Raw genomic sequence first — 19,052 nt, forward strand, 5'->3', positions numbered from 1 at the left:
TTAGGTATATCTTATTTAGAAACTTAACCATACTCAGATTTTCATGGTCGGGATGTCATCGTTTGCTGACAATATTTGTAGGATATTGACTACAATATAAAGCCTTTCTTATAAAAAGACGAGGCGGAAGACCTGCCAGGTGCTAGGTGGCGGAGTGGGGCAGCGGTATACTGCCGCTGCCATAATATTGTTCGCAGGAGACATCATGCCGCGCCCCGATACGCCGTTGATCATCGCTCTCGACCACTCTGACCTTGACCAGGCGCTTGCCATGGCCGATCGGCTGGACCCCGCGCGCTGCCGGGTCAAGGTTGGCAAGGAGCTATTCACGCGCAGTGGCCCGCGGATACTCGAAGCACTGCATTCACGTGGCTTCGAGGTGTTTCTGGATCTCAAGTTTCACGATATTCCCAATACGGTGGCGGGGGCCGTCGAAGCGGCGGCGGACCATGGCGTATGGATGGTTAACGTCCATGCGGGTGGCGGGCAGCGGATGATGGAAGCGGCCAGAGAACGACTCGAGAAGCGGCGGCTCGCCACGCATCTGATAGCAGTGACAGTGCTCACCAGTATGGCGCGTGAAGACCTCGTCGAAATTGGCGTCGATAGCGAAACATTGTCTCAGGTCAAACGTTTGGCGACGCTCTCGCAACGTAGCGGCATGGAGGGGGTGGTGTGTTCAGCGCAAGAAGCGACGGCGTTGCGCGCACTATGTGGCGATACTTTCTTGAAGGTCACGCCGGGTATACGCCCCAACGCTTCGACAGGCGATGATCAACGCCGTACGTTGACGCCGGCACGGGCGTTGGCGGCCGGGAGCACGCATCTAGTGATCGGCCGGCCGGTGACGCAAGCCTCGGATCCGATGGTGGCGTTGGCCGCAATCGAGCAGGAGATCAGCCGCTAGCGGCTATTCGCCTTCCAGCCCTGTGATGGGCTTGGTGGTGCCCCAGCTGTGGCAGCGCGGGCATTGCCAATGCAGTTGGGCGCTGCCGAAACCGCAGCGATGGCAACGGTGGCGGGGACGTGCCGCGAGTAGTTTATGGGTGTGCTGTTTGAGCAGCAGCAGGCGCTCGCGGTCGCCATGGTCCTCGCCGATCAGATAGAGGTCCATGAGATAATCGACGCCACGCAGGCTGGGATGCGCTTGCAACTGTTCACTGATCAACTCGATGGCGGCGTCCTGGCCTTCGGCATTGAGTCGGGAGGCCGCGAGCATGACCACGACGCTGGTGAAGTGCGTTTCCTGCAGCTTGGTCTCGAGAAATGCGCGCCAGCCCGGTTCGTCCTCCAGGCGGCGATACGCCTCGTGCAAAGGCTCGAGGATGACCGGAAGGAAGCCCGGGTCTTGCTCGGGGATGCGCTTGAGATGGCGGATTACGGCCTTGTAGTGGCCGGTATCCCGCTCCAGCTCAGCAAGCAGCCAAGTGGCTCGGACACAGCGTTCATCGGTCGATAGTGCCTGGCGCAGACGCTTGCGGGCTACGCTGGGGCTCGCATTATGCCGATCCTGTTGGGCGAGTTCGCAAAGCCAGTGAGCGGCAGCGCGCTTGATATCGGCATCCTGGCGGATGAGCTGCGGCGTAGCGACATCCAGCGCTTGTTGCCATTCCTTCTCTCGCTGTAGCAGATCGACCAGTAGGCGTTTGGCAGCGTCACGCAGTCCCTCGTCGAGAGTGTCCTTCACTAGTGTTTGCAGAAGGCGTTCGGCGCGATCGAGCAATCCCAGGTTCAGGAAGTCTCGTGACAGTTCCAGTTGCACGAGCCCGCTTTGATAAGGGGTCAGCGTCGGGCGTGCCAACAGATTCTGATGGATCTTGACCGCGCGGTCGGCTTCGCCGCGCGATCGGAACAGGTTACCCAGCGCAATGTGTGTCTCGATGGTGTCGCTGTTGACCTCGAGCGCTTGCACAAAAGTCTCTATGGCCTGATCCGGCTGCTCGTTGAGCAGATGGTTGAGACCAATGAAGTAGTCCCTGGGCAACGACACTTCGGGAGATAGGCGTTCGCGAGCGCGCCAGCGCTCGCGACGTCCGAGCCACCAACCGATGGCAATCGCCGCGACCAATAGGCCAAGCAGCAGCGGATCAAGCATTCAGGGCGCTTCCTTGAACTCCTGGGTGCGTAGCCGATCCAGTTCCTTGCGCTGCTGTTGATTGTGGCGCTGGGCACGGGTCAGAAGCGTGCGCAGCCGCAGATAGATGCCGGTCATGGCCAGCATGCCGAGAATCACGCCGCAGGCCAGCGATATCAGCAACCAAAGAGACAGCGAGGCGGGCGGCAGTTCGACCCATATCAAGTCGAGCGGCATGGCTTGTTGGTTATTGACGGCAAACAGGATGCCGAGCAACAGGACGACCAGCAAGATGATGGCCAGCACGACACCTTTAAACCAACGCATGGGCAGGTTCCTTTTGCATGGAGATATGGCGCCCTTGGGGCTTCAGTAGCCGAGTGCACGGCTAGCGTTGACCTGTTCGCGCAATTCCTTACCGGGCTTGAAATGCGGCACGAATTTGCCCTGCAGATCGACGGGGTCGCCGGTTTTGGGGTTGCGTCCGATCCGGGGCTCCCGAAAATGTAGGGAGAAGCTACCGAACCCGCGAATTTCGACACGCCCACCGCTGGAAAGCGAATGGGTAATGTCTTCGATGATGATCTTGACCGCTGCCTCGACCTCTTTGGCCGATAGCTCGGGCTGCCGAATGGCAATCTGTTCAATCAACTCGGACTTGGTCATCGAATGTCTCCAAGCGACTTTGCCGCTCCACTGAACGTGGTAGTAAAACAACCACGGTATTGTTGTGAATTCAGCATACTGCTCAAATCTTGATAAAACAACGCACTAGCACATTGCAAGTCCATCTTAACCGGTTTTGAGCAAGGAATGGGTACGATGTGTTTCGCCAAGTCCTCGGGTATACTCGTCGCTTATTCATGTCATGACATCGCTTGGGAGTCTCCATGCAGGACGATGTAACCATCAAACGGCTTTACTGGCACTCGCGGCGTGGCATGTGGGAGCTGGATCTACTGCTGATCCCGTTTCTCGAACATTGCTATCCGCAGCTCGATGATGCGGACAAGGCCCGTTATCAAACGCTGATCGATCAGGAAGACCAGGACCTCTTCATCTGGCTGATGCGTCGAGAGTGGCCTGCCGACGCCGGACTGCGGCGCATTGTCCAAATGATCGTCGATTATGCCGAAACCACTTCCAACAATCAGTATCGTACCCTCTAGGCTCGACTTGGCACTTCAGGCCCTCGTCTGGGGAGTGGTGAGTGTCCTGATGTTCATGCTGAGTACATGGTGGCTGACGTCTGTGGTATCGCTTAGCGGTGCCGCACTGGTGGGCTACTGGTGGCGTGGTCAGCGGCGTTGGGAATTGCGGGAGTGCCTCGATGGGGAGCACGCCACATGGCAATGGCGTGAGGTCTCGGGGCAGTGGCAGAACGCTGCACCAAGACCACTGCGTATCGGCGCGTGGTTGATCGGTTTGCGCATCGGGCGTCGCGTTATTTGGCTGTGGCCGGATAGCGCGGCGCCCACCTCGCGTCGCCTGTTGCGTATACGGCTGCTGGAGGCGATGCCGTTGGGACGGTGACGCTTATGAAGACTGGCGCCCACCGATGCTGAGCATCAGCGTGCGTCATCCTCGCTGCGTTCCAGGTCACTACGCGAGGTATCCAATGGCATCGCCAGGTGATCGCGAATCAGGGTGTGACGCGAGGCGCGGCGACGCAAACGGGCGCTGGGCAGTCGCTCGAGTGTCTGCAAGGTGTCGATGAGTGCCTGCGTGAGGCGTGCCAACTCACGGTTGAGCCACAGGTAGCCGCTTGGGCTGAACAAGGCGCGTTCATTTTCGCCACGCGCCTCCAGGGTGGCTTGTGCATGGCGCTGCAAGTCGAAGGCGACCACCGTGATGTCGATGGCCTGACCCGTGCGTACCTGGAAAGCCAGGCTGCCTAGCGCGCGCGCCAGTCGGTGCTGTTCGTCCCGCAAGCCATCGAGTTCGGCGATGATGTCGTGACCGGCCCGCGTGGCCCAGTGAGTCTCCAGAAGCAGCTCGATCGTCGACAGCATGCGTCGTTCCAGCGATAGGATGCGTTCCAGGTCATCGCGATGCAGACGGCGTTCGCTGTGAATGGCATCTACCAGGCCGCGTTGCTTGACCAGTTGATCCGTCGTGCTCTTCAGCAATTGGTGCGTATCGACGTCGTCATGCTGCGTCGCATTGGTATGCGCATGATAAAGGCGTGCCAGCTTGTCGAGGTTGTCGGCGAGCAGGAAACGCAAGAGGTCGGTGGCTTTCTGGGGCAGAATGAACAAGGTCGCGAGGATGCCGATGCTCGTCCCGATCAGCACGTCGAAGGCGCGCCACAGGGCGATTCCCAAATCCTGATGGCCGTCACCCACCACCATCAGCAATGTCACGCCAAACATCAGCGCGCTATAGCCATAGCGCGTGGCGAAGGTGGTGTGCGTAGCGACCGCGATGCCGATCAGAGTCCAGGCCGGCACTACCCACTGAGCCGGCGCGGGAATCAGTACCAGCAGGATGCCCCAGATCGCTCCGAGCACTGTGCCCAGAAGGCGTTGCCCACCCTTGTCGATGACGCCGCCAATATGCGGAAGATTGCCCATCACCATCATCGTGCTGACCAGCGCCCAGCTGCCATGAGGGATCTGCAAGGTCAGGATGACGATGAAGGTGATCGCCAACGCCAGCGAGGTACGCAGGACATGCAATCGATGGCGGTAGTGGTAGATGAAGTATGGATCGCGCAGACGCGTGGGCGACATCATTGTCATGACGCTCCGTGTTGGTGTCCGGTGGATGCTTTAGCTTTAGCGCGCGCCAATGTGGCTGCATGCACCATGCTTGCTGCCCACAGCACGAGTAGCAGAAGCAACCAGATGAGACCTAGCCAGCGAAGGGGGATCATCATCAGCGCCATCAGAGCGATGAATCCGCCCAGCCATAGCGCGGCCCAGCCCCAGCGTCGCAGGAACACGTGGCCGAACCCGGGGAGCAAGAAAGCCAATAACAGCGTGATGAAGAGGCGGTGGCGCATGGAGTCTCCGCTCGTCGTGGTCCGGGCCTTCATGATGGCGTGTCATGATACAGCGTCTCGAGTGTCGGCGCGGTGCATCGTTGGCGCTTGGCGATGGCCAGCAACGGCCCCAGTATGGCCTCGCGCTCGGTCGGTCTGCCGGCGAGGACATCTTGCAGCATCGAGGCGCGGTTATTGGCCGTGGCCCCGATGACCTCCCAGACGAGCGTATGCCAGCCTGCTGGTGGCGGAACGACGCCTTCACCCTCGAGCAAGGGGCCGATCTCGTTGATGATGCTGTCGACCATGCGGCGAAAAGGCTGATCGCGCAACTGGCCGTTACGAATCCGATAGCGGGCTACGAGTGGGTTGATCGCGGCATTGATGGTGAGCTTGTGCCACAGGCGCTGGACGATCGCGACATCGTGATAGGCACTGAATCCTGCCTGATTGAGCCAATACACGCTGTCACGCGCCAGGATAGGCCAGGTGTTGTCGATATCGCCGATCCAGGTGGTGCCCGTACCGGCATGTACGACACCCGTTTCGCCCTCGACATAGGCGCCTTCGGTGGTGCTCGCGCAGAGCACCGGGCCGGCCCAGATCTTCGCTAACCGAGGCTGTATGCTGAAGCCGTTCTGCAATGACAGCAGAGGCGTTTGGGGATCGACATGGCCTGCGAGTTCTTCGACGGCCGTCAGGGTGGCATGGCTTTTGGTGGCGAGCACGACCAGCGCAGGGCGAGCATGTGTGTGCAATGCCAGGGTGGCGAGAGTGGTGCGCGCCACATCTACGTCATGGATCTCGCCGCAAGGGGCGTGATAGCGGAGCGGGCCGTCGTCAGGGCGACGGCCGATCAAGTGTAGCGATAGTGTGGTCGTCAAGCGGGCGCCGAAGAGTCGCCCCAGCGCGCCGGCGCCGAGAATCCACCACGTAGGCGATGTGCGCATCAGGTATCGCCTTTTTTCGTGGTGGCTTTTCGAGGCGTGGTGCGTTTTCGGGTGCGCCGCTGCGTGGTCGACGGTTTGTCGCTTGCGCTGCGCCTGGCGTTGCGGCGCTTACCCCGTGATGGTGCGGTGGGCTCGGCACCACCCGGCGTGGCCAGGGCCTGGCGCATGCGCTCGGTATCCGCCTGGCTCAGTAGTTGGCGAACATCGCCCACCAGAGTGTCGAGGAACGCGGTGGCGTCGGCATTGCCCTCGGCGATCTCGGCCAGGCGCTGTTCCCAGAGAGCGGTGCGCTCGGGGCGCGTGGCGGTATCCGGCAAGGCCTGAATCAATGCGCGTCCGGTGCGTGTGGCACGCAGTGTGCCTTGCTGACGGATCACGTAGCCGCGCGTGATGAGCGTCTCCAGAATGCTGGCGCGTGTCGCCTCGGTGCCTAGACCGTCGGTGTCGCGCAGGGTACGACGCACCGCGTCATCATCGACGTAGCGGGCGATGTTCATCATCGCCTTGATCAGGCTGGCGTCGGAGAACGGCTCCGGCGGGCGTGTCTGACGATCCTCCACCGCGCACGCCTGGACCCGAGCGGTTTCGCCTTCGCGCAACGTGGGCAGCGCCGGTGCTTCATCGCGCGTGGTGAATAGCGGTTTCCACCCGGGCACGAGTATCTCGCGGCCTTGGGCGCGAAAGCACTCCCCGAGGATCGAGAACTCGGCCTTGACGTCGCGCGTTTCCAGCGGCGGGTAGAATTGCGCCAGTACGTTGCGGGCGATCAGCCGGAAAACGTTGGCCTCATCATTGGATAAGCGGGCCGCGTCGAAAGGGCGGCCGGTGGGCGCCAGCGCGTGGTGGGCGCCGACCTGCTTGTCGTTCCAGGCGCGTGAGCAGCGTTTGAAGTCCGCGCCGCGCAGCCAGCCGGTGAGGCTTTCGTCAGAGGCGCAGGCCTTGGAGAGTGTCTGTTTCGCCGTGGCGAAATGGCCTTCGGGCAGGTAGCGACAGTCCGAACGTGGATAGGTGATGAGCTGATGACGCTCGTAAAGCGTCTGGCAGATATCCAGTACACGCTTGGCCGGTAGCTTGTAACGGCGTGCGGCATCGACCTGTAACGACGACAGCGAATACGGCAGCGGTGCTGTCTGGGATTTCTTCTTGCTTTGCAGGGCGCTGAGGTGCCCTTCGGCGCTGGGCAGGCGTGCCGCCAACGCCTCGGCGGGCGAGCGCGCCAACAGTCGCCCTTGATCGTCGAGCGGATGCGGCGGCTGCGGTTGCCACCAGGCACGTAGCGTGCCGTGCTCGACGACCAGATCCGCCCACAGCGTATAAAAGGGGCGCGAGACGAAGCGCTCGATCTCCAGATCGCGGCGCACGATGAGTCCCAAGACCGGCGTCTGCACGCGCCCCACCGAGAGTACGCCCGAGTAACCGGCTTGGCGACCGGTCAAGGTCCAGGCGCGCGACAGGTTGATGCCATACAGCCAGTCGGCGCGTGAGCGTGCTTCGGCAGCCGCGAAAAGTGACTGATAGCGTGCGTTGTCCTCGAGGTGTTGCAGTGCCTGCTTTACGGCGGGGCGGTTGAGGTCGCTGATCAACAATCGCGACATCGGGTCACGCCAGCCGAGGCGTTCGATGACCTGCTGTACCAGCAATTGGCCCTCGCGGTCCGGATCGCCGGCATGCACCACGCTATCGGCGCGCTTGAGAAGTTTGCGAATCACGGCCAACTGCGCACGAGCCTTGGCGCGCGGCATGAGTTGCCATTGCGTTGGCACGATGGGCAAATCGTCGAGGCGCCATTGCTGGTAGCGTGCGTCATAGGCGTCGGGGGGTGCCTGTTCGAGGAGATGCCCGACGCACCAACTGATGCAGGTCTCCCCGCATTCGAGGTATCCGTCCCGGCGTTGCGCCTTGGTAGGCAAGGCCTCGGCGATGGCGCGTGCCAGACTGGGCTTTTCGGCGACGATCAGGCGCATGACGTTAGGCTATCCAGCATGAACATGACGCTTATTCTGCCACGTTCGATCCGATGCGTGGGCCGAATCGACGCAGCGCGCAGCCAGTTTTCGGGCAGAGTCTAGCGGCGTCCGAAGAGACGCCGCGCACGCACCAGGGCGCGATACCAGTCGCGATGTGGCGTTCCCACGGCGGGCGGGCGATGACTGAGAAAGCTGATATTGCGGGCGTCGCGTCCCGTCAGGTTAATGTTGGAAAGCATCTGCAACGTGCTGTCACGGGCGCCATACTGGCGTTTGAGAAACTCGATGGCCGCCGGTTCGAGTTCCACGCGATAGTGACGCACCAATGCCAATGCTAACGACTCTGCCGCGCGTGACAGCTCGGTATCCACTTCGCGAACCATCGACGCGCCGAGCGCAGCCTTGGCAGCCGCCGACAGGTTGGGCTCGATCTGGCCAAAATCGGCGGCATTGGAGCTGTTGATGGCACGCTGCGTGGCGGGTTGCGAGAGTCCCACGTGAGGTTCGAGGGCGATGAATATCTCAATGGCCAAGCGCTTGGCGGCATCCACGCCGACACTGAGTTGGGTCTCACGGTGCGCGCCACGCCATACCTCGTGATGACGTGATGTGATGCCTGTCTGGCTCAAGTAGCGTGCGAGATGCTTGCAGACTCTTGCCTTGGCTTCGTCATCCAGGGCGATGGAGCGTTCACGGATACGTAGCCCCTGTCGCCCTGGGCCCAGGCGTAGGCGCGTCGTGTCGTCGGACAGGCTGGCGGTGATGCGTTCCCAACGTTCCACCGACTTGATCAATTGGGCATGACTGCGGCCCACTTGTTCATAGGCGCTGGAAACGCTCTTGTAGAGTTGGATGGCATTGGCAAGGATGTCCGCCTTGGTGCGGAGTGCGCGCTTGCGCTCTTCTTGGCCGGCTTCCACGGCCTGGGCGAGATGCACGATCTGTTCGGCCAGCGCGTCCATCGCCTTTACCGAACGCTCGAGTAACAGTTCGGCACGCAGCCCCGAGGCACTGTCCTCGACCAGGGTACCGGATTGTTCGGCTAGATAGACGTTGAGCGCCTTGAGGCGCGAGAGGCCGGTCGCTTGCGCGATGCGCTGGCGTGCACGTGCCTCTTCCAGGTTGTCGAACGCCTGGGCGAGGCGCCAGCGTCCGCGATACTCGAACGAGAGCACCGGAATCTTGCGCCCGCTGATCAACTCGAAAGCAAGGATCAACATTTCCTCGACGTCCTGAAGCGTCATCAGCAGGTCGTTGTCCTGCTCGATGGCTGCCATGACGCGCTCGATGAAGTTCTCGTCGCGCGGTACGCCCTGATGGAGATCGGGGGCACGGCCTTCGAAGCGCTCACGCAGCAGGTGTGTGGCGATAGGTGCGGTGTCGTAGAGGGCGTTGAGTTGAGGTTCTACCGTGTCGCGGTATTGAGTGACGAGATCTCGGATGCGGGCGTGCAAGCCGACCCGGCGGTAGACGTCGATCTGGCCGATGAGACGTGCGCTTTCGCGGTCGTCGAGGAGTTCGATGGCCGCCAACTCGACGCCCTCTGGCGAGAGGTCATGCTTGCGTAGCAACATGGCGGCGGCTTCGCGGCGCCGGGCATCGCCCTCGTGGCTTTCGACGATCAAATCGCGCGTGACCAGTAGTAGCTCGGGCAAGGTCTTGATGACCTGCTCGATCTGCGCGGATGTCTTCTCGACCTTGCGTCCCTGAGTGAGCTGGTAGCCGAGATTGGCCAGAATCCCCGCAGCGCCGGTAATGACCGTGTACGAAATGAAGAAGACATAGTTTTCCGTGGTCGGTGCCTTGCCGTATCCCAGCAGATAGCCGCCCCAGGCGCCGAGTAGTGTCACCGGACCGGCTGTCCATAGGATCTGCATCAGATTGACTGACCAGGGCACCTTCTCGACGGCGGCGGTGATGCGCCGGATTTCGTGGCGTCCTTCGCGTTCGAGGCGAACCTGTGAGGTTTCTTGAGCGGGCGATGCTTTACGCTGAAACGGCAACGGCAGGAGCACGATGACATCCCTTACATGGCAGGGTTCGGACAAGCGGCGACAATACCCGAAAAGCCGCATGGGTGCACCAAGCGGTAGACGGATGAGGCTTGCTCGTCGGACATGCTAGAATAAAGCGATTTTTTCTGGAGGGTCGCGATGCTGGCCGCATGGGTGGAACAATTGCTGGGATACGCCAGCGGCGCGTTGAAGGCGATACGCGACAACGAGCACTATCCGGCGCTGATGATCTGGGCGCGTGACGAAGGAGTGGTACGTGTCGGCGGTGACCTGAGCATGGCACAGGCCTTGGCGCCCTTGTTGTGGAACGAGACGCCGCTGGTGCGGCTGGGTTTCGATCCCGAACCTTTGGCGTGGCCGGGGCGTAACGAGCTCTGCTGGTGCGATTCAGGGCGCAAGACCAAGCAATGCTGTGGTGCGGTGACACTGCCGGGGGCGGTTCCCTCGCACCTGATGTGGATGCTATCGCTCAAGGAATGGACGGGCGAGACACTCAAGGCGGCTCTGGGGAGCGGCAAAGCGCCGGATCAGGCACTGCTGGAAGCCGGTTTGATTGCCGCCGAAAGCGGTCAGCGCGGTCGTGCCCAGCAGATCCTCGAAAGCCTCTTCTCCAGTGAGCGTGACTGGTCGCGCTTGCCTGAGCAGGCCGAGCCGGCGTTTGAAATTCTCGTCGATCTCTATCAGTCGCGGGGTTTTCATCGCAAGCGAGCGGCGTTACTCGACGAGGTCCTGGAACGTGGCCCGACCTTCCTGCGCGGTGTGGCGCTCGAGCGCCTGTGCTTGATGCATCTCGACAGCGACGATCTGGCCAGTGCCCGGGAAGCCTTCGTGCGGGCCCAGCAGACGCTGCCCGATTCGCCGACGCTGGCCTATATCGAGTCTATGCTGTTGCTGCATGAAGGTCATCCCGAAGAAGCCCGAGCCCGGGCGCATTTCTGGTGGCGTCGTCTCTCCAAGCGTTCCGACCTCGAATCCGATCAGCTACAGTTCTTGGCCGACCTGGCCGCCAATCCCGAGGCGACCCTGGCCGAACAGATGATCAACTCCGAGGAGGATCTGGCTGAGCCGTTGGCGGCGCTTGCCGCCTTGCTCGATACCCTGGAGGCGCCGCCTCAGTTGCAATTGTCGCGCACGCCGGAGGGCTACGTGGAATATCATGCCACGGCCCGAGAGGATACCGCCTTCGCGGCGTGGTTCGAGTATTTCAAGGTAACCATCGACGAAGAGGCCGCGCTGAGTTTCGAGTCCGACCCCTGGGAAAACGCGGGAGAATGGCTGCCCGCCTTGTGTGCTCATCCCGAATGGCTGGGCTCGCCAGCGGTAATGCAATCGCTGAGCCTGGCGTTGACCAATCGTTTTGGAAGCCTGCCTTGGATGGCGGAGCGCTTCTTTGCGCCACTGGCGGCGAGGTTCGAGGAGTGGCTATCACAACTCGAGACGCAGCAAGGCCCTTTCGCCTGGGATGACGCCGACAATGCTACTTTGCTGCGCTGCGCCTTGGCGCTGATCGTGGGAATGGAACGCGGCGCGCGGACGCGTTCGCGGCATCTCGCCGAACGGGTGCTCAAGCTCGACGAAGAAGATGACCTGGGGTTGCGCGAGTTGGTGCTCGATCAGTTGCTGCGTGAGGGGCGTGACGACGAGGCCGCCGAACTCAGCGGCGCGCACGATGAGGAAGAGATGATCGGCGTGACCATGGCGCGTGTGCTCGCCTTGTATCGTTTGGCGCGCCCTGACGAGGCTGACGAGGCGCTAGCCTTCGCCCAGCGGGCCAATCCCTATCTGGTGCCGATGCTGTGCGACGAGAAGCCGAAGCCGGTGGCGCTGGCCGTCGATGCGCCGGCGCCGGGAACGCGTGCCGAGGCGTGGCAGTATCGCCAGTTGATGCGCGATCAGTGGATGGCCACACCGGGGGCCATGGCATGGTTGGATCCCCATCGTTGAGATTCGTCATGCGTCAACGTGCCAGCGTCGGGGGCATGTTCAGCGCTGCGTACGAGCGAGCCAGAGCGCGAGTAGCACGGCGGGCACGCCTAGGGCTGCGCTGACGGTAAAGAAGCCCGTATACCCGACGCCATCCACTACCAGCCCCGAGAAGCCGCCGAGAAACTTGCCGGGTAGCGTCATCAGCGAGGAGAACAAGGCATACTGCGTTGCCGTGTAGGCACGTGACGTCAGACTCGAGAGAAAGGCGATAAAGACCGTGCTCGCCAGACCATTGGCGAGGTTGTCGCCCATGATGGTCATGACCAGCATGGGAAAGCTGTGCCCCGCGTTGGCCAAGGCCACGAACATCAGGTTGGTGAGGGCGGTCGCCAGGGCGCCTGCCACCAGCATTCGTCCCAGTCCAAAGCGCACTACCAATAGCCCGCCGGCCACACCGCCGAGAATGCTCATGGCGATGCCGAATACCTTGGTTACATTGGCAATCTCGGAGAGGCTAAAGCCCAGGTCGATGTAGAGCGGGTTGGCCATCGCGGCCATCGCCAAATCGCTGATGCGGTAGAGACCGATGAACAGCAAGAACCATAAAGCCGTGCGTCCGTGGCGGGCGAAGAAATCGGTGAAAGGGCAGACGATGGCCCCGATGACCCAGGCGCCAAAGCGTCGCCGCCGTCGAGGCGCGTGCCGATGCTGGTACAAGAATGCGCGAACGCGTGGTTCGCTGGCGAGCTGGATGCCAAGCGTCGAGCGTTGCGGCTCCGGTCTCACCAGGGTGGTGATTATGCCGACCCCGACGAGTGCTGCCATGCACGCGTAGGCGGCATGCCAGGAGACCGCGTCGGCGATGTAAAGCGCCCCGGCGCCAGCGGCGAGCAGCCCGCCGCGATAGCCGATGATATAGGTCGAGGCCATGGCGGCCTGCACGCTTTCCTCGGCGGACTCGATGCGATAGGCATCGATGACGATATCCTGTGTCGCTGCGCCGAACGCGACCAGCAGAGATAGGCCAGCGATGGGGATGAGATGCGCGGGCGGCGAGAGAGCGGCCAGGCCCAGCAGTCCTGCGCTGATCGTCAACTGAGCGCAGAGCATCCAACTGCGGCGTTGGCCGAACCAGCGGCCCACGCCGGGCAGGGCGACACGGTCGACGACCGGTGCCCAGACGATCTTGATCGAATAGAGAATGCCGATCCATGAAAAGAATCCGATGGCGGCGACATCCACTCCGGCGTCGCGTAACCACGCCGTGAGCGTCGAGAACACCAGCAGGAACGGTAGGCCGGCGGCGAAGCCGAGAAATAGCATGGTGATGACCGGTGCCTGCAGATAAACCGCCAAGGCGTCGCGCCAGCGGCGGTGTGCGACATCGTGAGTCATCGGTTCCTCCCGTGAGCGAGCCGCCCGATGCGGCTCGGACATGAATCCGGCACAATGCTAGAATGCAACGTTTGCACGGCAACGGCCCCCGCGCCCCAGGCGCGTGGCTAGAATGCAGGTTGCGTACCGTGGCATACCCCGACGACGAAGGCCAGAGGACATGACCGATCAGCTCGATCCAAGCGCGTTCGACGACGCGGCCGCCTGCCCGCGCTGGTATGTGGTGCAGTGCAAGGGCGGGGAGTCCTTTCGTGCCAGTGAACATTTGACCAATCAAGGCTATCGTGTCTTTCATCCGGTGCTCGAGGTACAGAAGAAGCGCCGCAACAAGCTGGTCTGGATCGCCGAACCCTTGTTTCCTCACTATTTGTTCATTCGTCTCGATCGGGTGGCCAGCAATTGGCGCCCCATACGATCCACGCGCGGCGTGTTGAGGCTGGTGGCGTTCGGCGACGAACCACTGCCCGTGCCGGACACGCTGGTCGAGATGCTGATCGCCCGTTCCCAGCGCGATGAGACGGAGCGTGAGGCGGGCAACGTCTACTTTCGTCCCGGTGAAATCGTCGAGATCACCGAAGGCCCCTTTCAGGCGCTCAAGGCCGTGTTCGAGGTCCAGAAGGGCGAAGAGCGCGCCATTGTCCTGCTCAGCATGCTGCATCATCAACAGCGCCTCGAGTTACCGGTAGGCGGTCTACGCCGCACGACATGACACGCCGCTCAATGCTTTAAAGACCAGGAGTTTTCATGACTATCTCGCCGCAACATGTCGTTCGTCTGCATTATGTGCTGTACGACTCGGCCGGCCGTGTGCTCGACGACTCGCGTCGACGTGAGGAGTCGCTCGAATACTTGCATGGCCACGCCAATATCCTGCCAGGTCTGGAGGCGGCGTTGGAGGAGCTTTCCGGCGGCGATACCCGCGAGATCAACCTGACGCCCGAAGAGGCCTATGGAGCGCATGAGCCCGATCTCGTGCAGACGGTGGCGCGCACGGCCTTTCCCGGCGTCGAAGAGTTGTCACCGGGTATGCGGTTTCAGGCGCAGGGTCCCGATGGACCACGTACGGTGACCTTGATCGAGGCGGATGATACGCAGGTGACAGTAGATGCCAATCATCCGCTGGCGGGGCAGGACCTCGTGTTTCGTGTCGAAATTCTCGATGTCCGCCCGGCGAGGCGCGCCGAACTTGCCAAGGGCCACCCATTGGAGAACGACGTGACGGCATCCGAGGTCGAGGATCGCAAGCAATAGCGGCGCATCGAGGTGCGTTTGAGTGCATCAACGAGGGGCATGCCGCGCAGGGCAGGCCCCGGTATCGCTCAGGAGGTCAGGCGTTGACGCAGGAAATCGAGCATCGTGTCGGCGGGCACCATGGTGACCTCACTATCCCGGCGCCCCTTGTATTCCAGTTCGTCGTTATCGAGGCCGCGCTCACCGATCACGATGCGGTGCGGAATCCCAGTGAGCTCCTGGTCGGCGAATTTGACGCCAGGACGCAGGTCGCGATCATCGATCAGTACGTCGACGCCAGCATCGCTTAGTTGCTGATAAAGGGTTTCGGCATACTCGCGAACGCGCTCGGATTTATGCGCGTTCATGGGCACGAGCGTGACTTCGAACGGGGCGATGGCATTCGGCCAGATGATGCCTCCGGCATCGTGGCTCTGCTCGATAGCGGCGGCGACGACGCGGGTGATGCCAATGCCATAGCAGCCCATCAGCAGTGGAACTGCCTGGCCACTGTCGTCGAGCACGGTGGCATTCATCGCCGTGGAATATTTTGTACCTAGCTGAAAGACGTGGCCGACTTCGATGCCGCGTGCGATGGCCAGTGTGCCCTTGCCATCCGGCGAGGGATCACCCTCGACCACGTTGCGCAGGTCGGCCACCTTGGGCAGGGCGACGTCGCGTTCCCAGTTGATGCCGAAATAGTGCTGGCTGTCGGTGTTGGCGCCGGCACCGAAGTCGCTCATTAGCGCTACGCTACGGTCGATGATCAGCGGCATGTCCAGATTGACTGGTCCCAGTGACCCGGGGCCGGCGCCCACCGACTGGCGAATTTCCGCTTCATTGGCCATGGTCAGAGGCGCGGCAACCTCGGGCAGGTTCTCAGCCTTGACCTCGTTGAGTTCGTGATCGCCACGTACCAGCAGGGCGACCAGCCCTCCTTCGGCGGCGTGTACCATCAGTGTCTTGATAGTCTTCTCGATGGGCAGGCCATGCTGCTCCACCAAGGTGGCGATAGTGCGCGCATTGGGCGTATCGACCAGACGCAGTTCTTCCTGGGGCGCGGCGCGCTCGGGGGTATCCCCCAGCGGGGCGGGGAGCGCCTCGGCTTTCTCCATGTTGGCTGCGTAGTCGGACGATGTGGAAAAGACTACTGCGTCCTCGCCGGACTCGGCCAGCACCTGAAACTCGTGGGAGCCGGTGCCGCCGATGTCGCCGTTGTCGGCCTCCACGGCGCGGAAATCTAGCCCTAGGCGTGTGAAGATGCGTATGTAGGCGTCATACATCGCGTCGTAGGAACGCTGTAGACCGGCCTGGTCGATATCGAACGAGTAGGCATCCTTCATGATGAACTCGCGCGCGCGCATGACGCCGAAACGTGGACGCGTTTCGTCACGGAACTTGGTCTGGATCTGATAGAAGTTGGAGGGCAGCTGCTTGTAGGAGCGTATTTCGTTGCGCACCAGGTCGGTGATCACTTCCTCGTGCGTCGGGCCATAGCAGAAATCGCGATCATGGCGGTCACGAATGCGCAGCAGCAGGTTGCCGTACTGGTCCCAGCGGCCGGATTCCTGCCACAATTCCGCCGGCTGTATTGCTGGCATCAGGACTTCCTGAGCGCCAGCGCGATTCATTTCCTCGCGCACGATGTTCTCGATCTTGCGAAGCGTGCGCAGCCCCAAGGGTAGCCAAGTATAGAGACCTGAGCTCAGGCGGCGAATCATGCCTGCACGCAGCATCAATTGATGGCTGACGATGTCGGCGTCGGCGGGAGTTTCCTTGAGGGTGGAGAGCAACAATTGACTGGCGCGCATGGACAAGCGGTTCCTTGGATTCGAGGCCTAACATCGCGTCGCCCTGAAGCGGCGCGGTAAATGGGACTATTGTACGGTCAAGGCGTAAACGCGGCAAAAGCGATACGACTCAACGCAGGTCATGGACGGTGATCGCCTGGGAGGCCGCCGCCTCTTGGCCTGGCCAGTTGGCGCGATTCTTGGCTTGTCCGTGATGTCGCAGGGTGGCGATGTCCGCCAGGTCTCGGTCTCGAAAAATGAGATATTGAGCGCTGGCGACCGTGACCGGTTGGCGGGCGTCGGGCATCAAGCCAAATCCTTGAGCCAGAAGACCATGCGTTTGTCGGTAGCCTGTTCGCTGTCCACGTCCTTCCAGGCAAAGTGCGTATAAAGGTCGGGTTGGCGCTGATAGCCGTGACGTTCCCAGAAAGGGGCCAAGGGCTGGTAATCCACCGGGCGACGTGGGTGAGATGGATCGCGTTCCACGGCGCAAAACGCCGCCACCTCGAAGCCGCGGGCGCGAGCATGTGACTCGCGTTCGTGCATGAAGGCCTTGCCGATGCCCTGGCCGCGATATTCTGGGATCAGTACCGACTCACCATAATAAAATATGCGCTCGGGATCAGGCCGCTGGCGTTCGAAGGGCGCGCGAAATTCCTCGCATTCGTCGGCCAGTGGTTGGCCAGTGGCCGCGCCGATCACGGTGTCGTCTGCGAAGGCCAGTACAAAAAGGCTGGCGGGATTGTCGGCGTAACGGGCCAGATAGCGTGCCTCGTATTCTGCATCGCCATCGTAAAGGTACGGGTAGTCACGAAACACATCAATGCGCAGTGTGGCGAGTGCCCCGAGGTGTGGTGTGATGTCTCGACCTTGACAGACCTTCAGCGTGACCGCTGTCATGACGTCTCCTGGTTGAAAGGCATCTCTGCTGTGCGTGCGGTTGCATCGACATGCGTGGAGGGCATGGGCGCAATTACCGCTCACACGTCATCGAGCTTTGCGATACCCTTATGCGTGTAATACTCAGCTTATGGGTGCCGTAGTCTTGGCCTTGAATAATGTATGTGAACAGGGTAAGAGGATAAAGTGATGAGTGCCATGAACGACCGGAAAGTCCTCCAGGTCCGCCGCTGGATGGCAGCACTGACCATCGTGGCCATTACCACGACGCTGGCAGGGTGCGGGACTGTGTTCTATCCCGAGCGTAAAGGGCAGCCTAGTGGGCGCGTCGATCCCGCAGTGGCGATCGCCGATGGTGTGGGCCTACTGTTTTATATCATCCCTGGCGTCATTGCCTACGCCATCGACTTTTCCAATGGCACGGTCTATCTGCCGAGTCGCGATACTGCGCAGGTGGATACGCTGCATTTCGAGGACGAGTTGGATACGCAAACGCTCGAGTCGGTGCTGGCAGAACGTACGGACGGGGCAGTGCGTCTAGACGATGAGCTCGTGCGCGTCGAACGGGTTTCTTCTCGAGATGAGGCGCTGGCACTGGTGCGCATGTCCGGCACTTACGATAAAGAACGCCTTGCCTCGATGTAAGGACTTTATTGGAGTATGAAGCATTCTAGTGTGAGCTGCCTCACATGACTTTGATGAGGGTCATGATACGAGGCAATTCGTGATTGGCATGAGAAAAACCAGACATGTAAACGCGAATATCAAACTGTTATCAAAAAGACTCTAACGCATACTGAAAACCCGATTCAGATGCAGGGAGCCTACGATGACATCACAATATAAAGCTTCTCGATTTGCGGCACCGTCCGAGCACCCGAGGCAAACCTACCGTTTGAGCAGCATGTGCTTGCCAGCGCCCTTGTCAGTGGGCGAGTTGGAAACGTTCAGTACGATTAGCCGTCAGGTGTCGCCTTTGAGAAAGCGCCAAACGCTATTCGCACAAGGCGAAGAGTTCAAGAGCCTGTATATCGTTCGCTGCGGAAGCTTGAAGCAAGTCTATCGAGATATCACCAATGAAGAGCACATTACCCAGTTTTATTTGCCGGGCGAAGTGGTGGGGCTTGATGCCATCAGTAGTGGTTTTCATCCGGGGGTGACGCAGGCGTTGGAAACGACATCCGTCTGCGAAATATTGCCTGAAGCGCTCGAAGAGCTTGCCCAAAAAAGACCGAATGAGCTGGGCATGAACGGTTGTTTTCTACGAGTGATGAGTCGCGCACTGCATCAGGAGCGCATGATGGTACGTCTATTTCTGAATAGAACGTCCGATATTCGTTTGGCCAGCTTTCTGCTTGCCTTGTCGACGCGCTTTCGGCAACAAGGTTACTCGCCGTTCAGCTTCCGTCTGTCCATGTCACGTAGTGATATCGGCAATTATCTGGGGCTGGCGGTTGAGACAGTGAGCCGTCTATTAGGACGTTTCCAGAACTTGGAATTGCTCACGGCAAAGGGGCGAGAAATCAGGATCGACGACTTGGAGGGCTTAATGGCATTGGCGGATGGGCATGGGCGTCAGTCCATCTGGCATGCCACGGTCTCATCGCCGAGTCCCGGCCACCTCGCCGGCATGCAGACGCACTGAGGCCGAGTGCCTGGTGGACACTTTATCGACACTTTAGAGGTCGTCGGTAAAAATGCTAGCAGGAGAGGGCGCCAAGTGCTTGATATTATTGGTGCCCGGAGCCGGACTTGAACCGGCACGGTGTTACCACCGAGAGATTTTAAGTCTCTTGCGTCTACCAATTTCGCCATCCGGGCT

Annotated in this window: 20 protein-coding genes and 1 tRNA gene; 8 read left to right on the top strand and 13 right to left on the bottom strand. The window is 60.9% G+C overall.

What is annotated here, in order from left to right:
- The first annotated feature begins 205 nt into the window (after window positions 1–205).
- Window positions 206–907 carry an orotidine-5'-phosphate decarboxylase gene (pyrF, locus tag OP495_RS00570; RefSeq protein ID WP_280566502.1) on the top strand — a complete coding sequence of 234 codons (702 nt, stop codon included), beginning with the start codon at window positions 206–208 and terminating at the stop codon, window positions 905–907.
- Between the two features lie 3 nt (window positions 908–910).
- Here pyrF and lapB read toward each other — a convergent pair whose 3' ends face one another.
- The 3 genes from lapB to OP495_RS00585 are packed head-to-tail and all read right to left on the bottom strand — an operon-like array spanning window position 911 to window position 2,740.
- The gene (gene lapB, locus OP495_RS00575; RefSeq protein ID WP_280562264.1) at window positions 911–2,095 is read right to left on the bottom strand and encodes a lipopolysaccharide assembly protein LapB; all 1,185 of its coding nucleotides are present in this window, start codon (window positions 2,093–2,095) and stop codon (window positions 911–913) included.
- On the bottom strand, window positions 2,096–2,401 hold the full coding sequence (locus OP495_RS00580) for a lipopolysaccharide assembly protein LapA domain-containing protein (protein ID WP_040241700.1): 306 nt from the start codon (window positions 2,399–2,401) through the stop codon (window positions 2,096–2,098). It lies immediately after the preceding gene.
- 42 nt (window positions 2,402–2,443) lie between these two features.
- Window positions 2,444–2,740 carry an integration host factor subunit beta gene (locus OP495_RS00585; protein ID WP_280562263.1) on the bottom strand — a complete coding sequence of 99 codons (297 nt, stop codon included), beginning with the start codon at window positions 2,738–2,740 and terminating at the stop codon, window positions 2,444–2,446.
- 224 nt (window positions 2,741–2,964) lie between these two features.
- On the opposite strand from OP495_RS00585, the gene OP495_RS00590 reads away from it, so the two are divergent.
- Window positions 2,965–3,243: a succinate dehydrogenase assembly factor 2 gene (locus OP495_RS00590; protein WP_280566505.1), complete on the top strand. Its 279-nt coding sequence runs from the start codon at window positions 2,965–2,967 to the stop codon at window positions 3,241–3,243.
- A 7-nt stretch (window positions 3,244–3,250) separates the two neighbouring features.
- On the top strand, window positions 3,251–3,607 hold the full coding sequence (locus OP495_RS00595) for a hypothetical protein (RefSeq protein ID WP_280562261.1): 357 nt from the start codon (window positions 3,251–3,253) through the stop codon (window positions 3,605–3,607).
- Between the two features lie 35 nt (window positions 3,608–3,642).
- Here the strand turns inward: OP495_RS00595 and OP495_RS00600 are convergent, their stop codons facing one another.
- The 5 genes from OP495_RS00600 to OP495_RS00620 all read right to left on the bottom strand — a co-directional run bounded on the left by OP495_RS00600 (window position 3,643) and on the right by OP495_RS00620 (window position 9,989).
- The gene (locus OP495_RS00600; protein WP_280562260.1) at window positions 3,643–4,815 is read right to left on the bottom strand and encodes an FUSC family protein; all 1,173 of its coding nucleotides are present in this window, start codon (window positions 4,813–4,815) and stop codon (window positions 3,643–3,645) included.
- A complete protein-coding gene (locus OP495_RS00605) occupies window positions 4,812–5,078 on the bottom strand; it encodes a hypothetical protein (RefSeq protein ID WP_280562259.1) in 267 nt (88 codons plus the stop codon). The genes OP495_RS00600 and OP495_RS00605 overlap by 4 nt, the downstream gene beginning before the upstream one ends.
- A 29-nt stretch (window positions 5,079–5,107) precedes the next feature.
- A complete protein-coding gene (locus OP495_RS00610) occupies window positions 5,108–6,007 on the bottom strand; it encodes a ketopantoate reductase family protein (protein WP_280566506.1) in 900 nt (299 codons plus the stop codon).
- Window positions 6,007–7,971, bottom strand: coding sequence for a DNA topoisomerase III (locus OP495_RS00615; protein WP_280566508.1), 1,965 nt, complete (start codon window positions 7,969–7,971; stop codon window positions 6,007–6,009). Before OP495_RS00615 ends, OP495_RS00610 begins: the two co-directional genes overlap by 1 nt.
- 101 nt (window positions 7,972–8,072) lie before the next feature.
- The gene (locus OP495_RS00620) at window positions 8,073–9,989 is read right to left on the bottom strand and encodes a hypothetical protein (protein ID WP_280566511.1); all 1,917 of its coding nucleotides are present in this window, start codon (window positions 9,987–9,989) and stop codon (window positions 8,073–8,075) included.
- Between the two features lie 138 nt (window positions 9,990–10,127).
- Here OP495_RS00620 and OP495_RS00625 point away from each other — a divergent pair, with 138 nt between their 5' ends.
- Complete coding sequence (locus OP495_RS00625; protein ID WP_280566512.1) at window positions 10,128–11,933, top strand: SEC-C domain-containing protein; 1,806 nt, start codon at window positions 10,128–10,130, stop codon at window positions 11,931–11,933.
- A 39-nt stretch (window positions 11,934–11,972) separates the two neighbouring features.
- Here OP495_RS00625 and OP495_RS00630 read toward each other — a convergent pair whose 3' ends face one another.
- Window positions 11,973–13,310, bottom strand: a complete 1,338-nt coding sequence (locus OP495_RS00630) for an AmpG family muropeptide MFS transporter (RefSeq protein WP_280566513.1) — start codon at window positions 13,308–13,310, stop codon at window positions 11,973–11,975.
- A 160-nt stretch (window positions 13,311–13,470) separates the two neighbouring features.
- On the opposite strand from OP495_RS00630, the gene rfaH reads away from it, so the two are divergent.
- Entirely contained in the window at window positions 13,471–14,019 is a 549-nt protein-coding gene (rfaH, locus tag OP495_RS00635) for a transcription/translation regulatory transformer protein RfaH (protein ID WP_280566515.1), read from the top strand.
- A 35-nt stretch (window positions 14,020–14,054) separates the two neighbouring features.
- Window positions 14,055–14,561 carry a peptidylprolyl isomerase gene (locus tag OP495_RS00640; RefSeq protein WP_280562252.1) on the top strand — a complete coding sequence of 169 codons (507 nt, stop codon included), beginning with the start codon at window positions 14,055–14,057 and terminating at the stop codon, window positions 14,559–14,561.
- Window positions 14,562–14,629: 68 nt separating this feature from the next.
- Here OP495_RS00640 and OP495_RS00645 read toward each other — a convergent pair whose 3' ends face one another.
- From OP495_RS00645 to OP495_RS00655, 3 genes are all read right to left on the bottom strand, one after another.
- Window positions 14,630–16,351: a proline--tRNA ligase gene (locus OP495_RS00645; RefSeq protein WP_280566517.1), complete on the bottom strand. Its 1,722-nt coding sequence runs from the start codon at window positions 16,349–16,351 to the stop codon at window positions 14,630–14,632.
- A 109-nt stretch (window positions 16,352–16,460) separates the two neighbouring features.
- Window positions 16,461–16,637, bottom strand: a complete 177-nt coding sequence (locus tag OP495_RS00650; protein WP_280566519.1) for a hypothetical protein — start codon at window positions 16,635–16,637, stop codon at window positions 16,461–16,463.
- Window positions 16,637–17,230, bottom strand: a complete 594-nt coding sequence (locus tag OP495_RS00655; RefSeq protein ID WP_280566521.1) for a GNAT family N-acetyltransferase — start codon at window positions 17,228–17,230, stop codon at window positions 16,637–16,639. Before OP495_RS00655 ends, OP495_RS00650 begins: the two co-directional genes overlap by 1 nt.
- A gap of 189 nt (window positions 17,231–17,419) precedes the next feature.
- On the opposite strand from OP495_RS00655, the gene OP495_RS00660 reads away from it, so the two are divergent.
- Window positions 17,420–17,875: a hypothetical protein gene (locus OP495_RS00660; protein WP_280566524.1), complete on the top strand. Its 456-nt coding sequence runs from the start codon at window positions 17,420–17,422 to the stop codon at window positions 17,873–17,875.
- Window positions 17,876–18,197: 322 nt separating this feature from the next.
- Window positions 18,198–18,875: a helix-turn-helix domain-containing protein gene (locus OP495_RS00665; RefSeq protein ID WP_280566636.1), complete on the top strand. Its 678-nt coding sequence runs from the start codon at window positions 18,198–18,200 to the stop codon at window positions 18,873–18,875.
- Between the two features lie 89 nt (window positions 18,876–18,964).
- On the opposite strand, the gene OP495_RS00670 is transcribed toward OP495_RS00665, so the two are convergent.
- Window positions 18,965–19,051 (bottom strand) — tRNA-Leu (locus OP495_RS00670).
- Between the last annotated feature and the right edge of the window lies 1 nt (window position 19,052).

Origin of the sequence: Chromohalobacter sp. 296-RDG, assembly GCF_029889885.1 — a bacterium.
GTDB lineage: Bacteria > Pseudomonadota > Gammaproteobacteria > Pseudomonadales > Halomonadaceae > Chromohalobacter.

Bases quoted from the DNA above. Each gene is read 5' to 3' on its own strand.
- pyrF (WP_280566502.1), top strand. From the start codon at position 206: ATGCCGCGCCCCGATACGCCGTTGATCATCGCTCTCGACCACTCTGAC.
- lapB (WP_280562264.1), bottom strand. From the start codon at position 2,095: ATGCTTGATCCGCTGCTGCTTGGCCTATTGGTCGCGGCGATTGCCATC.
- OP495_RS00580 (WP_040241700.1), bottom strand. From the start codon at position 2,401: ATGCGTTGGTTTAAAGGTGTCGTGCTGGCCATCATCTTGCTGGTCGTC.
- OP495_RS00585 (WP_280562263.1), bottom strand. From the start codon at position 2,740: ATGACCAAGTCCGAGTTGATTGAACAGATTGCCATTCGGCAGCCCGAG.
- OP495_RS00590 (WP_280566505.1), top strand. From the start codon at position 2,965: ATGCAGGACGATGTAACCATCAAACGGCTTTACTGGCACTCGCGGCGT.
- OP495_RS00600 (WP_280562260.1), bottom strand. From the start codon at position 4,815: ATGACAATGATGTCGCCCACGCGTCTGCGCGATCCATACTTCATCTAC.
- OP495_RS00605 (WP_280562259.1), bottom strand. From the start codon at position 5,078: ATGCGCCACCGCCTCTTCATCACGCTGTTATTGGCTTTCTTGCTCCCC.
- OP495_RS00610 (WP_280566506.1), bottom strand. From the start codon at position 6,007: ATGCGCACATCGCCTACGTGGTGGATTCTCGGCGCCGGCGCGCTGGGG.
- OP495_RS00615 (WP_280566508.1), bottom strand. From the start codon at position 7,971: ATGCGCCTGATCGTCGCCGAAAAGCCCAGTCTGGCACGCGCCATCGCC.
- OP495_RS00625 (WP_280566512.1), top strand. From the start codon at position 10,128: ATGCTGGCCGCATGGGTGGAACAATTGCTGGGATACGCCAGCGGCGCG.
- OP495_RS00630 (WP_280566513.1), bottom strand. From the start codon at position 13,310: ATGACTCACGATGTCGCACACCGCCGCTGGCGCGACGCCTTGGCGGTT.
- rfaH (WP_280566515.1), top strand. From the start codon at position 13,471: ATGACCGATCAGCTCGATCCAAGCGCGTTCGACGACGCGGCCGCCTGC.
- OP495_RS00640 (WP_280562252.1), top strand. From the start codon at position 14,055: ATGACTATCTCGCCGCAACATGTCGTTCGTCTGCATTATGTGCTGTAC.
- OP495_RS00645 (WP_280566517.1), bottom strand. From the start codon at position 16,351: ATGCGCGCCAGTCAATTGTTGCTCTCCACCCTCAAGGAAACTCCCGCC.
- OP495_RS00650 (WP_280566519.1), bottom strand. From the start codon at position 16,637: ATGCCCGACGCCCGCCAACCGGTCACGGTCGCCAGCGCTCAATATCTC.
- OP495_RS00655 (WP_280566521.1), bottom strand. From the start codon at position 17,230: ATGACAGCGGTCACGCTGAAGGTCTGTCAAGGTCGAGACATCACACCA.
- OP495_RS00660 (WP_280566524.1), top strand. From the start codon at position 17,420: ATGAGTGCCATGAACGACCGGAAAGTCCTCCAGGTCCGCCGCTGGATG.